Origin of the sequence: Streptomyces sp. NPDC052225 (assembly GCF_040679615.1) — a bacterium.
Lineage (GTDB): Bacteria > Actinomycetota > Actinomycetes > Streptomycetales > Streptomycetaceae > Streptomyces.
Map to the genome: position 1 here is coordinate 243,351 of NZ_JBFAVD010000001.1, position 13,839 is coordinate 257,189.

The 13,839-nt window shown below is 73.5% G+C and carries 12 protein-coding genes; 5 read left to right on the top strand and 7 right to left on the bottom strand.

Translation table 11 applies throughout. The features are described 5' to 3' along the window. Positions 1–40 precede the first annotated feature (40 nt). Positions 41–2,776: an AfsR/SARP family transcriptional regulator gene (locus AB0L37_RS01155; protein ID WP_365498127.1), complete on the top strand. Its 2,736-nt coding sequence runs from the start codon at positions 41–43 to the stop codon at positions 2,774–2,776. A gap of 127 nt (positions 2,777–2,903) precedes the next feature. Then, positions 2,904–3,632 (top strand): DUF4232 domain-containing protein, encoded by a 729-nt coding sequence (locus AB0L37_RS01160; RefSeq protein WP_365498130.1) that lies wholly within the window; start codon positions 2,904–2,906, stop codon positions 3,630–3,632. Here AB0L37_RS01160 and AB0L37_RS01165 read toward each other — a convergent pair whose 3' ends face one another. Then, positions 3,633–4,031: a cupin domain-containing protein gene (locus AB0L37_RS01165; RefSeq protein WP_365498133.1), complete on the bottom strand. Its 399-nt coding sequence runs from the start codon at positions 4,029–4,031 to the stop codon at positions 3,633–3,635. Positions 4,032–4,074: 43 nt separating this feature from the next. On the opposite strand from AB0L37_RS01165, the gene AB0L37_RS01170 reads away from it, so the two are divergent. Continuing rightward, complete coding sequence (locus tag AB0L37_RS01170; RefSeq protein ID WP_365498136.1) at positions 4,075–5,061, top strand: helix-turn-helix domain-containing protein; 987 nt, start codon at positions 4,075–4,077, stop codon at positions 5,059–5,061. Here AB0L37_RS01170 and AB0L37_RS01175 read toward each other — a convergent pair. The 3 genes from AB0L37_RS01175 to AB0L37_RS01185 form a co-directional block, all read right to left on the bottom strand. After that, complete coding sequence (locus tag AB0L37_RS01175) at positions 5,051–6,367, bottom strand: hypothetical protein (protein ID WP_365498139.1); 1,317 nt, start codon at positions 6,365–6,367, stop codon at positions 5,051–5,053. The genes AB0L37_RS01170 and AB0L37_RS01175 overlap by 11 nt on opposite strands. A gap of 56 nt (positions 6,368–6,423) precedes the next feature. After that, positions 6,424–7,902, bottom strand: coding sequence for an FG-GAP and VCBS repeat-containing protein (locus AB0L37_RS01180; protein WP_365498142.1), 1,479 nt, complete (start codon positions 7,900–7,902; stop codon positions 6,424–6,426). Positions 7,903–7,986: 84 nt separating this feature from the next. Then, a complete protein-coding gene (locus AB0L37_RS01185; protein WP_365498145.1) occupies positions 7,987–8,940 on the bottom strand; it encodes an SGNH/GDSL hydrolase family protein in 954 nt (317 codons plus the stop codon). 143 nt (positions 8,941–9,083) lie between these two features. Here AB0L37_RS01185 and AB0L37_RS01190 point away from each other — a divergent pair, with 143 nt between their 5' ends. Continuing rightward, complete coding sequence (locus tag AB0L37_RS01190) at positions 9,084–9,584, top strand: LURP-one-related family protein (protein ID WP_365498148.1); 501 nt, start codon at positions 9,084–9,086, stop codon at positions 9,582–9,584. Between the two features lie 139 nt (positions 9,585–9,723). Here the strand turns inward: AB0L37_RS01190 and AB0L37_RS01195 are convergent, their stop codons facing one another. Continuing rightward, a complete protein-coding gene (locus AB0L37_RS01195; protein WP_365498151.1) occupies positions 9,724–10,524 on the bottom strand; it encodes a carbon-nitrogen family hydrolase in 801 nt (266 codons plus the stop codon). A gap of 158 nt (positions 10,525–10,682) precedes the next feature. On the opposite strand from AB0L37_RS01195, the gene AB0L37_RS01200 reads away from it, so the two are divergent. Beyond that, positions 10,683–11,507, top strand: a complete 825-nt coding sequence (locus AB0L37_RS01200; protein WP_365498154.1) for a maleylpyruvate isomerase family mycothiol-dependent enzyme — start codon at positions 10,683–10,685, stop codon at positions 11,505–11,507. Between the two features lie 166 nt (positions 11,508–11,673). Here AB0L37_RS01200 and AB0L37_RS01205 read toward each other — a convergent pair whose 3' ends face one another. Both AB0L37_RS01205 and AB0L37_RS01210 read right to left on the bottom strand, forming a co-directional pair. Further along, positions 11,674–12,987, bottom strand: a complete 1,314-nt coding sequence (locus AB0L37_RS01205; protein WP_365498157.1) for an MFS transporter — start codon at positions 12,985–12,987, stop codon at positions 11,674–11,676. Continuing rightward, positions 12,984–13,655, bottom strand: coding sequence for a GntR family transcriptional regulator (locus AB0L37_RS01210; RefSeq protein ID WP_365498160.1), 672 nt, complete (start codon positions 13,653–13,655; stop codon positions 12,984–12,986). The genes AB0L37_RS01205 and AB0L37_RS01210 overlap by 4 nt, the downstream gene beginning before the upstream one ends. Positions 13,656–13,839 lie beyond the last annotated feature (184 nt).

Genomic DNA, 13,839 nt, shown 5'->3' on the forward strand with positions numbered 1-13,839 from the left:
ACCCTGATCTTTTGGGGTTCATGGTGAGGGGGGCGCTGTCGTGGAGTTCCGGCTGCTCGGCACGGTCGGTGTCGCGACGGAGAGCGGGGAGCTCCCGCTCGGCCCAGCCAAGCGGCGCAGCCTGCTCGCCGCGCTGCTGCTGCGGCCCAACACCGCCGTCCCCCTGGACCAGTTGATCGACGCGCTGTGGCCGGAGGGCCCGCCCGCGCGGGCCAGGACCGTGGCGCAGGGACATGTGTCGCGGCTGCGGGCGCTGCTCGCTCAGGGCGGCGCCGACGAGTGGGACGTACGGCTCGTGACCCGCGGCGACGCGTACGTCCTGGAGATGCCCGAGTCGCTGCTCGACGCCCACCGCTTCGAGGAGCTCGTCCGGCTCGCCCACGACCAGCGTTCCCCCGACGACGCGGCGGCCCTGCTGCGCGAGGCGCTCGCGCTGTGGCGCGGGCCCGCGCTCGTCGGCGTCGCCACCGCCGGGCCGCTGCGGGTCGCCGCGGCCGGTCTGGAGGAGGCGCGCCTGTCGGCGGTGGAGCAACTGGCGCGCGCGTACGGGGAGTTCGGCAGCCACGTACGGGCCGCCGCGCTGCTGCACGCCGAGGCCGTCGCCCATCCGATGCGGGAGTCCCTCGCCGCGGCGCTGATCCGGGCGCTGTACCGCTCGGGCCGGCAGTCCGACGCCATCGACCAGTACCACCGCACGCGCACCCTCCTCGCGGACGAACTCGGCGTCGACCCGGGGCCCGCCCTGCGGGAGGCGTACGCGGAGATCCTGGCGGGCGAGGACGCGGCCGGCGGTGCCGAGGGCGCCGACGGTGAGGGCGGCGGGGCCTCGACGGCGATCGCCGTCCCCGGCGCGTACGCCGCCACCGGCCGCCCCGATCTGCTCCCCCGCGCCCCACGCGGGTTCGTGGGCCGGGTCGAGGAGCTGGCCGCGGTCGAGGCGGCCGCGCGGCGGGAACAGGCCGTCGTCGTCCTCACCGGACCCGCCGGGGTCGGCAAGACCGCCGCCGCGCTGCACTGGGCGCACACCGTCCAGGACCGCTACGACGGCGTCCTCTTCGCCGACCTCCACGGCTTCAGCGCGGACAGCGGCGAGGAGGACGGCGCGGAGAGCGCCGACGTGCTGCGGGAGTTCCTCATCGCGCTCGGCGTACCGGCCCGCGAACTGCCCGAGACGCCAGGGGCGCTGGCCGCCGCCTACCGCGCGCGCACCGAGCACCGCGCCCACCTCGTCGTCCTCGACAACGCCCGCACCGCCGCCCAGGTCCGTCCCCTGCTCCCCGCCGGGACCGGCAGCGCCGCCCTGGTCACCTCGCGGCTGCGCCTGGACGGGCTCGCGGTCAGCGAACTCGCCCGCACCGTCCGCCTCGACGTCCTCGACGGCGCCGCGTCCGCCGCCCTGCTCGCCGCCGCCACCGGCGCCGGGGACCGGCTCGCCGCCGAACCGGACGCCGCGGCCCGGCTCACCGAGCTCTGCGACGGGCTGCCGCTCGCGCTGCGCGTCGTCGCCGCCCGGATCAACGCCAGGCCCGACCGCCCGCTGGCCGACCAGGCCGACGAACTCGCCGACGAACAGCACCGGCTCGCGCTCCTCGACGTCGGGGACACCGGCGTCGCCGCCGCCCTCGCGCTCACCCTGCGCGCCCTGCCCGCCGACGCCCGCCACCTCTTCGAGCGGCTCGGCGCCCTGCCCGGACCCGAACTCGACCGGTACGCGGCCGCCGCCCTCGCCGGCACGTCCCCCGCCGACGCGGCCGGCGCGCTGGCCCGGCTCGCGGACGCCCACCTCGTCACCGAGCGGACCCCGGGCCGGTACGCGATGCACGATCTCGTACGGCTCCACGCCCGCGGCCTGACCACCGCCGGCACCGGCCCGTCCGAACCCCTGGTCCGCCTCCTCGACCACTACGTCCACACCGCGCTGCGGGCCGCCGCCGCGGCCGAACCCGACGACCGGCCCTGCTGTGTGCCGCCGTCCGACGCGCGCCCCGACCTCGGCGGGCCCGCGCCGGCAGACCGCGCGGCCGCCCTGGCCTGGTTCGCCGCCGAACGCGAGAACCTCGCGGCGGCCGCCGTCGCCGCCCGCGCCGCAGGACTCGACGACCGCGCCTGGCGGCTCGTGGTGCTCCAGTGGCCGTACATCGTCGGATACGTGCGCGACGGCTGGGCCCCGCTCCTCGCCACGGGGCTCGCGGCCGCCGTGCGGATCGGCGACCCGGACGCGGAGTCCCGGGTGCGCGCCCTGTACGGCTGGGTCCTCACCGAGGAGGGCAGGATCGCCGAGGCCCTGGAGCACCTCGAACGCGCCCCCTCACTCGCCGCCCGCGCGGGCGACCCGTCCAGCGAGGCCACCGCCCTGGTCAACCTCGCCATCGCCATGGACCGCGGCGGCACGTACGGCACCGAGTCCCTGGCCCATGTGGCGCGCGCCGCCGCGCTCGCCCGCGCCGGCGGCGACGTACTGACCGAACTCCTGGCCCTGGAGCACCAGGCCCGCCAGCTCGCCGCCCGCGCCGACCACCACGGCGTCCTCGCCTGTACGGAACGGGGGCTCGCGCTGCCCGGAGCGGCCGCCGACGAAGGCCTCGCCCCGCAGCGCCAGATCCTGCTGCGCGTCGCGCGGGGCGCCGCCCTCGACGCGCTCGGCGACACCGAAGCGGCCCGCGCGTGTCTGCGGCAGGCCTACGAGGACGCCCTGGAGCGGGGGTTCGAACCGGGGGTGCGCGCGGCAAAAGCCCAGCTCGCGCGGGGCGACAGCGGAACGGCGACGGGGCGTTAGCGCGGGAACGACGGGACGGCGACGGCGACGGGCACTGTAGTGACCACAGCAGCCGCCCGACCCGCGGCTGTGGTCACACGAAGACATGCAGCCCGCACCACGCATCACGAACCGGGGGAGTACCACCATGAACCGCACCCGTACCCGTACCGCCGTCCTCGCCGCGCTCGGCCTCGCGACCGCCCTGTCCCTGACCGCCTGCAACAGCGGCGACACCGGCAGCGGCGGCACCAAGGACGAGGGCGCCGCCTCCCCGTCGTCGAGCGCGAGCGCGAGCACCGGCTCGGGCACCGGCTCCGGCGAAAGCGCCGGTGACAACGCCGGTGGCAGCAACGCGTCCCCCGCCTCCGACTCCGGCTCCGGCTCCGGCTCCGGCTCCGGCTCCGCCAAGAACAAGGGCACCGGCACCGGCACCGCCGCCAAGTCCTCCCCCGAGTGCAAGGTCACCTCCCTGCGCTACACCCTGGAGCGCAAGAACCCCGAGCAGCAGGGCGACCACCTGCTGATCAAGGCGGTCAACACGTCCGGCGCCGCCTGCACCGTGCAGAAGTTCCCGGTCGTCACCCCGGGCGACGCCAACGGCGACGTGCCGGTCGCCAAGGACGACGTCCAGCCCGCCCAGCCGCTGCTCGTCCCGGCCGGCGGCACCGTCTACTCGGCGCTCCCCGTCTACCAGGAGGTCAAGGCCGAGGACGACTACTTCACGTCCCTGCGCCTGTCCCTGGTCATGAACGACTCCGACGCCTCGTCCGCGTTCGTCACGCTGAAGACGCCGGGCGAGGTCGAGTACGCGGGCAAGCGTGCGGACGGCATCGAGGTCCTGTCCTGGAACCCCCGGATGCCGTACGCCAATTGATCAGCCCTGCCACGCGTGGCCCGTCGTCGAGTCGACATGGTCCGGTACGGGGTCGTGGGCATCGCCCGTCGACGACGTACCGGACGGCTCCAGGAGCAGGATCGCCGTGCCGGGAGCCGCGTGCGGCTTGTGCCAGGTGCCGCGCGGGACGGTGAAGACGGAGCCGCGGGGCAGCACCACCTCACGCTCCCCGGCCGCTTCGCGCAGGCCGATCGTCAGCTCGCCCTCGACGACGAGGAAGAACTCGTCGGTGTCCTCGTGCACGTGCCAGACGTGCTCGCCCTCCGCCTTGGCGAGGCGGACGTCGTAGTCGTTGACGGTGGTGACGATGCGGGGGCTCCACACCGCGTCGAAGGTCTTCAGGGCCGCGTCCAGCGCTACAGGTTCCATGCGGCCCATCCTGCGATGGCGCGCGGTCCCGTACGAGTGCTAGAAATCGCGTATGCCGCAAGGATCCTCGCACCATGTCGTCGTCCTCGTCGACGAAGGCGTCAACCCCTTCGAAGTGGGCGTCGCCACCGAGGTGTTCGGCCTGCCGCGGCCCGAACTCGGCCTCGGCAGGCCCCTGTACGAGCTGACGGTGTGCGCACCCGTCCCCGGGATCCGGCTCAACCAGGGGTTCTTCACGCTCTCCGGCGCCGCGGGCCTCGACGCGTGCGACGCCGCGGACACCCTCATCGTGCCGGGCCGCCCCGACAACGTCGTGCCCCGCGCCGACCCCGTCCTCGACGCGATCCGCCGCGCCCATGCCCGCGGCGCCCGCGTCGCCAGCTTCTGCACCGGCGCGTTCGCCCTCGCCGAGGCCGGGCTGCTCGACGGCCGGCGGGCCACCACGCACTGGCGCTGGGCGGACTCCTTCCGCGCGCTGCATCCGCGGGTACTGCTCGAACCCGACGTCCTGTACGTGGACGAGGGCGACGTCCTGACCGCCGCAGGCAGCGCCGCCGCGATCGACCTCGGCCTGTACCTCGTCCGCCGGGACCACGGGGCCGAGATCGCCAACTCCGTCTCCCGGCGGCTCGTCTTCGCCGCCCACCGGGACGGCGGGCAGCGGCAGTTCGTGGAGCGGCCGGTGCCCCACGTGCCGGACGCCTCGCTCGCCCCGGTGCTCGCGTGGGCGCAGGAGCGGCTCGGCGAGCCCGTCACCGTCGCCGACCTGGCCGCCCGCGCGGCGGTCAGCCCCGCCACCCTGCACCGCCGTTTCCGCGCCGAACTGGGCACGACACCGCTGGCCTGGCTGCTCGGGGAGCGGGTGGCGCTCGCGTGCCGGCTGATCGAGCGCGGCGAGGAACGGCTCGACGTCGTGGCCCGCCTCAGCGGCCTGGGCACCGCGGCCAACCTCCGGGCACGCCTCAAGCGCGAGACGGGCCTGAGCCCTTCGGCGTACCGCAGGAGGTTCGGCGTCAGCTCCTCGGCGGCTACGGGCTGACATCCCCCAGCGGCCCGGCGTCGCCCACCGGCGGCGTCGGGTCCGGTACCTCCGGGGCGTCCAGGAACTCGACCACCGCGAGCGCGAGCACCGCGCAGACCGCGATCCACGCGACGACCGCGCCGGTCGGATAGCTCCAGACCAGCAGCACCGCCGCGGCGACCGCGACGACCGTCCAGTTCAGCCACGTCCGCATCCGGTGCACCCACGGCCCGACGGGCCCCATCGTGCCCACCCCGGTCGCCTGCCGTACGGAGCCGATCGCACCCCGCCAGCCGCCGCGCACCGCCTGCGCCCAGCGGCCGGGGCCGCTCAGCCAGGCGGCGAGGGCGACGACGACGCCGAGGACGGCGATGACGCGGACGCCGGTGCGCAGGAAGCGGACGAGGGTGTCGTAGACCGCGCCGGCCGCGGGCCGCGAGACGTCGGGCGGCAGCGCGTCGAGGTAGAAGGAGCGGCCGAGCCAGAGCGCGAGGCCGAGGACGAGCGCGCCGACCGCGACCGCGAGGGCCGCCCCGATCAGGGCCCGGCGCCTGCGTCCGGCCAGCAGCACGGCGCCGACGACGAGCAGGACGACGATCAACGGCAGGACCCAGGACAGGAGTTGGAGGAGGCGGAAGCCCTTCTTCGCCTTGGCGAGGGTGCCCGTGGACTGCATGAGGGTGATCTGGGTGTGGACCTCGGGGATCTTGCCCGCGACGGTCAGGCCGTTGTCGACGAGGGCCTGCTTGACCCGGTCGACGACCGGGGCGAGATCGAGGGTGACCTCGCCGTCCTCGACCTGGACGGCGCCGTCGCCGTTGCCGGTGAGCGCCTTGTCGACGGCGGCGTGCGCGGTGCGGTTGAGCTGCTTCCACACGGTGGCGAAGGCGCTGGACTGCACGAACTTCTCGGCCGTGGTGTGCACGAGCGAGGTGAGGCCGCTGGTGATCGCGCCGCCGGCCGGGCCGATCGCCTTCTCCAGGCGCGGGCGGTCGGCGGGCGCGGCCCCGCTGAGCAGGTCCTCGACGTCGATCTGCTGCATGACGGCGGTGGTGACCCGGTTCGCGACGGCGTCCTGCACGTCCGGGTCGGAGGCGAGGGGCGCCATCGTGGCGACGTACCGGTTCGTGTCGCCGATCATCGAGTCGGCCCACACGGCGACGGCGCTCAGCGGGGTGAGCACGGCCGCGAACACGATGAGGACGACCGCCAGCGCCGTCTTCCAGCGCGGATGCCGGCGGGCGCGCGGGGCTGCGGCCTCGGCCTCCAACTGGCTCACCCGGGCGCGCAGCGCGGCAAGTTCGGCGTCGTCGTCCTGGGTCATGCCCTCAGGAGACGGCCGCCGGGCACGCGCCGCGCGCCGGGCTACTGCAAACGGGCCTAGCGCAGGGTGGTGCCGAGCAGCGCCTTCGTGGCCGGGGCCGCCAGGTCGTGCGGGTTCACGGCGACCGAGCCGGTGGCCGTGACGCCGGTGGCGGTCGCGGGGAAGGCCCAGACGGCGCCCTCGGACGCGTTCTCCGCGGTGGAGGAGACGGCCAGGTCGCGCCGTCCGTCGCCGTTCAGGTCGAGCAGCGCGCAGTCCGCGCCGAACTTGTCACCGCTCTCGGCGACGCCCGGGACGTCCGCCGAGTTCTGGCTGAGGACCTGCGAGCCGGTGCCGGTGACGCCGGTCGCCGTGCCGTGCAGCAGCGCGAACGTGCCCGCGTCGGTCTTCCCGCCGAAGTCCTCGCCCGCGATGCCGAGCGCGACCTCCGCCTTTCCGTCGCCGTCGATGTCGGCGACGGCGGCGCAGGAGCCGAGCCGGTCGCCCTCCTCCTGGGCGCCGTAGAAGCCGGGCAGCGACTGGTCGAAGGTCTGGAGGTGCTCGCGGGACAGGCCGTCGGCGCTGCCGAAGGCGATCCGGACGGCGCCCGACTCGTCGCCGTTGCTGCCGTCGCTGTCACCGTTGACGACGTCGGCGTAGCCGTCGCCGTTCACGTCGCCGACCGCGAGGGAGCCGTGCGCGCCGGGCGCCCAGCCCTTCTTGAAGCCCGAAGTGCCGCCGTAGAGCACGGAGTTCGCGTTCGTGCCGTCGCCGCCGTACGAGTAGATGGCGATGTCGTCGCGGCCGTCGCCGTTGATGTCGCCGACCGACTTGCCGACGACGGGCCCGGCGATGGAGTGCGGGCCGTCGACGCACTCGTCGGTGGCCTGGCAGGAGGCGTCCTCGGCGCCGTACCCCCACCACTGGGACTTGTCGATGAAATCGCCCTTGGCGGCGGGCACCCCGGTGCGCGAGATCGGGCCCTTGAACAGGGCGGCCCGCTGGTCGACCGGGTCGTCGCCGTACGCGGCGATCCCCGCGAACAGCGCGAGGTCCGTCTTGCCGTCGCCGTCGAAGTCACCGGTCTGCGGCGAGCGCCCGTACGTGTTGATCGCGGTGCCGCCGGTCAGGCCGGCCGCCGAGCCCCACACGATGACGCTGCCGGCGTCGGCGGCGCGGGAGCCGATGACGAGGTCGCTGTAGCCGTCGCCGTCCAGGTCGCCCTTGGTGACGTACTGGCCGAACGACTGCTTGGCGGTGGCCGAGCCCGGGATGCCGGTCGTGGAGCGGGACAGCAGCTTCTTGTTCGTGGCGCTGATGCCCTTCGCGGAACCGTAGGTCACCGCGACATAGCCGGCGTTCGCCTGTCCGGAGACGGTGCCGCCGGGCGCGCCGGAGACGAGGTCGGCGTAGCCGTCGCCGTTGAAGTCGTCGGCCGCGGCCGCCTTGCCCGCGGTCGCGGCCTGGGCCGGCGCGAGCGACAGGGCCGTGAGGCCTCCGCCGATGAGGACGGCGGCGGCCAGCGGCGCGGCGATCCGGGTGCGTGCCTGTGACATGGGGGGTTCCTTCGGTCGTTAGTTCACGTCCACCTCATGTGACCCACGAGTTCCCCGAACGGTTGCACGCCCCATCGAACGGGCTTATTTCTTCAGGGTGTTGAGCACGGCTGCCGCCTGGTGGCCGGCGCCGCGCCGGTTCGGGTGCAGCGGCACGGCGAGGAACGGCGGCTCGGCGCTCAGCGGCACGAACCCCTCGACCCACTTGGTGCCCGGCACCTGGCACACGTCGTGGCCGACGCTGCCGCTGTACGTGTCGACGAACCCGGCGCCCGCCTCCTTCGCCGCCCGCTCCAGCATCGCGTTCAGCTCCTTGAGCTTCTCGCCGAGCCACATCAGGTCGCCGTCCTGCGCCTGCACGTACGGGTAGCAGCCGTGGTCGACGGGCACCCCGGCCAGGTAGTCGACGACGAGCACGGTCGCGTCGGGGGCCGCGGCGGCGCGCACGTCCTCGACCGCCCGGACGAGCTTCGGCTCGGCCTCCGCGATCCGCCGCGACATCAGGTCGGTGCCGTCGGGCTTCACCCAGCCGGACCTGCAGTCCCCGCCGAGCGGCGCCGGCAGCTTCAGGCCGGGCGACAGCTCCAGGGACGGCAGCAGGTCGACACAGCCGACGGCGGCGCCCGCGAGCCCGATGTCGTTGCCGCCGAACCCGAAGGTGACGAGGTCGGTGGTCTTCGAGACCCGCTCCAGCTGCGGCTTGTTGACCCCGTCGAGCAGGCCCGGTACGTACGTGACGTCCTGCGCGGCCCGTAGGTGCGCCGAGGTCGCCGCACCGCAGGTGGCGTCCTTGAACACGGCGACCTTCAGGGCCTTTGCGACCTGCCGCGGGTAGTTCCAGCCGGACTGGGCGCAGCCGCTGGGCGCCTGGTCCGTCCGGATGCCGACGGGCGTGACGTCGGCGCTCCACGAGTCGCCGAGCGCGACGTACTCGTGGTAGCGGTGACCGGCGTCCGCGCCCGCGGGCTGCGCGCCGAGCAGCAGCGGGACGACGGCCAGGGCGGCGGCGACGAGCTGACGGGAACGACGGGGTCTCACGAGGCGTTACCTCCGGGCGCGCTGGGTGACGGTTCTCCGCATCCACTCACCCGCCGGGGCGCACCGGCACCGCCTTCGCGCCGAATTCACCCGCCCGGGCCCGAACAGGGTCCGGGAGGCGGCTTCCGGGCACTCATCGACGTATGCGCTACGAAGTTCGAGAACGCCTCTTCGCCGTGGGCGAGGACTACTGGATCGAGGACGAGAACGGCCGCAAGGCGTTCCTCGTCGACGGCAAGGCGATGCGGATGCGGGACACCTTCGAGCTGAAGGGGCCCGACGGCCGCGTCCTCATCGACATCCACCAGAAGATGTTCGCCCTGCGCGACACGATGATGATCGAGCGCGGGGACGAGCCGCTGGCCAAGGTCAAACGCAAACGCCTCTCCCTCCTGCGCAACCACTACCGGGTCGAACTGGCCGACGGCAGCACGGAGTTGGACGTCAGCGGAAAGATCCTGGACCGCGAGTTCGCCGTCGAGTACGAGGGTGAGCTGCTCGCCGAGATCTCCCGGCGCTGGCTGCGGGTGCGCGACACGTACGGCGTGAACGTGGTCCGCGAGGACGCCGACCCGGCGCTGCTCATCGCCGTCGCGGTGTGCGTGATCCACCTGGCCGAGAAGGAGCGCGGGGTGGTCGACTGAGTCCCGCTCCCGGCCGAAAAGCCCCCGGCCCACCTTGCCGCCGCCGTGGGCGGTCTGCCGCCTGGGGCGGCAGGGTGGGCAAGGCGGCCCCAGCGCCGGGCAAGCGCTTCATCAGGCCCGCACCACAGCACCGAGCCGGTCAGGGACGCCCCGGCACATCCAGCCCCAGCAGCCGGTCCTTCAGCGCGGGGAACTGCTCCCGGGTCACCGCGACCCGCGACGGGTCGAACGACACCCGCAGCACCTCTTCCCCGGCCCCCGCCTCGGCCAGCACCTCACCCCACGGATCCACCACGATGCTGTGCCCCGCCTGCGGCACCCCCGCATGCGTCCCGGCCCCCGCACACGCCACCACGTACGCCTGGTTCTCGACGGCCCGCGCCTGCGCGAGCAGCGTCCAGTGCGCCCGCCGCCGCTCCGGCCACCCGGCGGACACGATCAGCGTCTCGGCCCCGCGGTCGACAAGCCCCCGGTACAGCTCGGGAAAGCGCAGGTCGTAGCAGGTACTGACCCCGACCACCGTCTCCGGCAGCCGTACGGTCACCAGTTCCTGCCCCGCGCTCATCAGCACGGCCTCACCCTTGTCGAAGCCGAACCGGTGGATCTTCCGGTAGGCGGCGGCGAGTTCACCCAAGGGCGAGAAGACGAGCGCGGTGTTGTAGAGCGGCCCTTCCGGGTCCCGCTCGGGGATCGACCCCGCGTGCAGCCACACCCCGGCGTCCCGCGCGGCCTTCGCCATCGCCTCGAACGTCGGCCCTTCCAGCGGCTCGGCCTCCGCCGCGAACAGCTCGTACGCGAACGCCCCCGTCGTCCACAGCTCGGGCAGCACGACCAGGTCGGCGGACCCGGCCTGATCCCGTACCAGTGAACTCACGCGGTCACGCCGCGCGTTGACCGATTCGTCCTCGTTTACTGCGATCTGGATGAGGGAGGCGCGCACACTACCACCGTCCTGGCATTCGAGCCGTCAACACGGGCCTACGATCGTCACACGAAAGCACTGCCGGGGTGCCCTCAGGCAGCGTAACTTCTTAACCACCCATTGCCACTGCCGCCCATTTCATTGCCCGCACACCGCTCCTCGAGGGGTCCCCTTCCGTGAGTCTCCACCCCAGCCTTCAGACCTACGCCGACGCCTGGACCCACTCCGTGGAAGCGATATCCGAGCTGGTCACGCCGCTCGCTGAGGGTGAGTGGAGCCGCGCGACGCCGTGCCCGGGCTGGTCGGTCCGCGACATCGTGTCCCATGTCATCGGCGTGGACTGCGAGATGCTCGGCGACCCCCGCCCGATCCACACGCTGCCGCGCGACCTGTACCACGTGAAGACCGAGGCGCAGCGGTACCAGGAGATGCAGGTCGACGTCCGCCGCCACCACACGGCGCCGGAGATGGTCTCCGAGCTGGAGTACACGATCATCCGCCGCTCGCGTCAGCTGCGGAACGAGACGCGCGACCCCTCGACCCTCGTGCGCGGCCCGCGCGGCGTCCAGGAGACCCTCGAATTCGCCATGCACAGGCGGGCGTTCGACATCTGGGTGCACGAGCAGGACCTGCGCCGCGCCCTCGGCAAGCCGGGCAACCTCGACTCCCCGGGCGCCTACGTGACCCGCGACCGGCTGCTCGCGGAGCTCCCGAAGATCGTCGCCAAGGACGCGGGCGCCCCCGCGAACTCGGCGGTCGTCTTCGACATCCACGGCCCCCTGGAGTTCCTGCGCACGGTCCGCGTCGACGCGGACGGCAAGGGCACGATCGACGGCGCCCCCTCGCTCGGCCCTGCGGCGACGCTGGCCACGGACTGGGAGACCTACGTCCGTCTCTCCTGCGGCCGCGTCACCCCCGAGGCGGTAGCGGACCGCATCAAGATCGAGGGCGACACAGACCTGGCCACGGCCATCCTCAACGCCCTGACCATCACCCCGTAGCCGCCGTCTTGGGCCATCTGCCGCCTGGGGCGGCAGGGTGGGCAAGGCGGCCCCCCAGCGCCGGGCGCGCGTCTCATCAGGCCCGCACCCCAGCCCGGCCCAGCGACCAACGCCCGGCCCAGCCACCAAGGCCCGGCCCAGCGACCAACGCCCGGCCCAGTCCCTGTCACACAGGCACGTGCACAGACGCCACCCGCGAAGCGACAAGCCGCTCCCGCTCCACCCGAGCCGCCCGCCCCCGCAACCGCAGAATCTGACTCACCCCGAGCGCCTGCAACACGAACACCGCCGAGAACGCCACGCGATAGTCGTCCCCGGTCGCATCGAGCAGCACCCCCACCGCGAGCAGCATCGTCATCGACGCGGTGAACCCGCCGACGTTCACGAACCCGGACGCGATCCCCTGCCGCTCCGGCGGATTCGCCGGCCGCGCGAAGTCGAACCCGAGCATCGACGCGGGCCCGCACGCCCCGAGCACCACGCACATCACCACGAGCAGCCCCATCGGCGCCCGCCCCGGCCACACGATCGGCGCGGCCCACAGCACCGCCGTCGTCCCGACCGTGCCGAGCGCCAGCGGCAGCCGCGCCGTGTGGTGCCGCGCCACGATCTGCCCGTACACGAGCCCGATGACCATGTTGGAGAGGACCACCAGGGTCAGCAGCTCACCGGCGGTCCCGCGCGACAGGCCCTGCGCCTCCACCAGGAACGGCAGCCCCCACAGCAGCAGGAACACCATCGCCGGGAACTGCGTCGTGAAGTGCACCCACAGACCGAGCCGCGTCCCCGGCTCCCGCCAGGCCGCCGCGATCTGCCCGCGCACGAACGCGGCCCCCTTGTGCGCGGACGGCACCGGCGCCGGTTCGAACCCCTCGGGATGGTCCTTCAGGAACAGCAGCATCAGCACGAGGACGACCACACCGAGCAGCGCGCTGCCCGCGAACGCCGCCTCCCACCCGACGCCGTGCAGCAGCCGCGCGAGCACCAACGTAGAGATCAGATTGCCTGCCATGCCGACCAGCCCGGCCAGCTGCGCGACCAGCGGACCCCGCCGCGCCGGGAACCAGCGCGTGCCGAGCCGCAGCACGCTGATGAACGTCATCGCGTCACCGCAGCCGAGCAGCGCGCGCGAGGCGAGCGCCATCCCGTACGACGACGAGAACGCGAAGCCGAGCTGTCCGACGGTGAACAGGACCACGCCGAACGTGAGGACCTTCTTCGTGCCCAGCCGGTCGACCATCAGGCCGACGGGTATCTGCATGCCCGCGTAGACGAGCAGCTGGAGGATCGAGAACGTGGACAGGGCCGAGGCGTTGATGTGGAACCGCTCGACGGCGTCGAGGCCCGCGACGCCGAGCGACGTGCGGAAGATGACGGCGACGAAGTAGACGGCGACGCCGATCGACCACACGGCGACGGCCCTGCGGCCGCCGGGCGGATCGCCGGGCAGCTTCACCGAGGCCCCCGAGGACACGCTCATCGCACGTCCCCCCGCGCCAGGCCCTGGAACCAGCCGACGTGCCGGTGGACGACGGCGACGGCCGCCTCCGTGTCCCCGGCGCGCAGCGCGTCGAGCAGCTCGCCGTGCTCGGCGAGGGTCTTGGCGATGCGGTCCGGGTGGGAGTGCATCACGGCGACACCCATCCTCAGCTGCCGGTCGCGCAGCTGGTCGTAGAGGCGGGACAGGATCGCGTTGCCGCCGCTGCGGACGATCTCCGCGTGGAAGCAGCGGTCGGTGGCGGCGGCGTCGGCGAACTCCCCGGCGGCCGCCTGCCCGCGCTGGATCTCCAGGAGTTCCGCGAGCCGTTCCAGGAGCGCCGGCGAGGCGGGGACGGCCTTGCGCACCGCGTGCTCCTCGACGAGCAGCCGGGTCTCCACGACGTCCGCGATCTCCTGCGCGGAGACGGGCAGCACCAGGGCGCCCTTCTTCGGGTAGAGCCGCAGCAGCCCTTCGACCTCCAGCTTGAGCAGCGCCTCGCGCACGGGCGTGCGGGACACCCCGACGGCCTCGGCGAGCTCGCCCTCGGTGAGCAACGTCCCACCCTCGTATCGGCGTTCGAGCACACCACGCTTGACGTGGTCGTAGACGCGCTCGGCGGCGGGCGGACGTTTCTCGGCGGCCTGTTTCGCAGGGACGGTCAAGGGCATGCGCACATCATAGATACAACACGTACGCAAGTCCGGCCCGGTCCACGATGCGGGACGCCAGAACCTGTGCGCCGACTGGGCAACCTCTCACCCGTCCCAGATGTCTCACTAACGCGCGGCCTCGCTCAAGAGCCCGCGCCCTAGGGGCATTTGGGAGCTTTAAGTTGAAAACTCGCATAGCGGG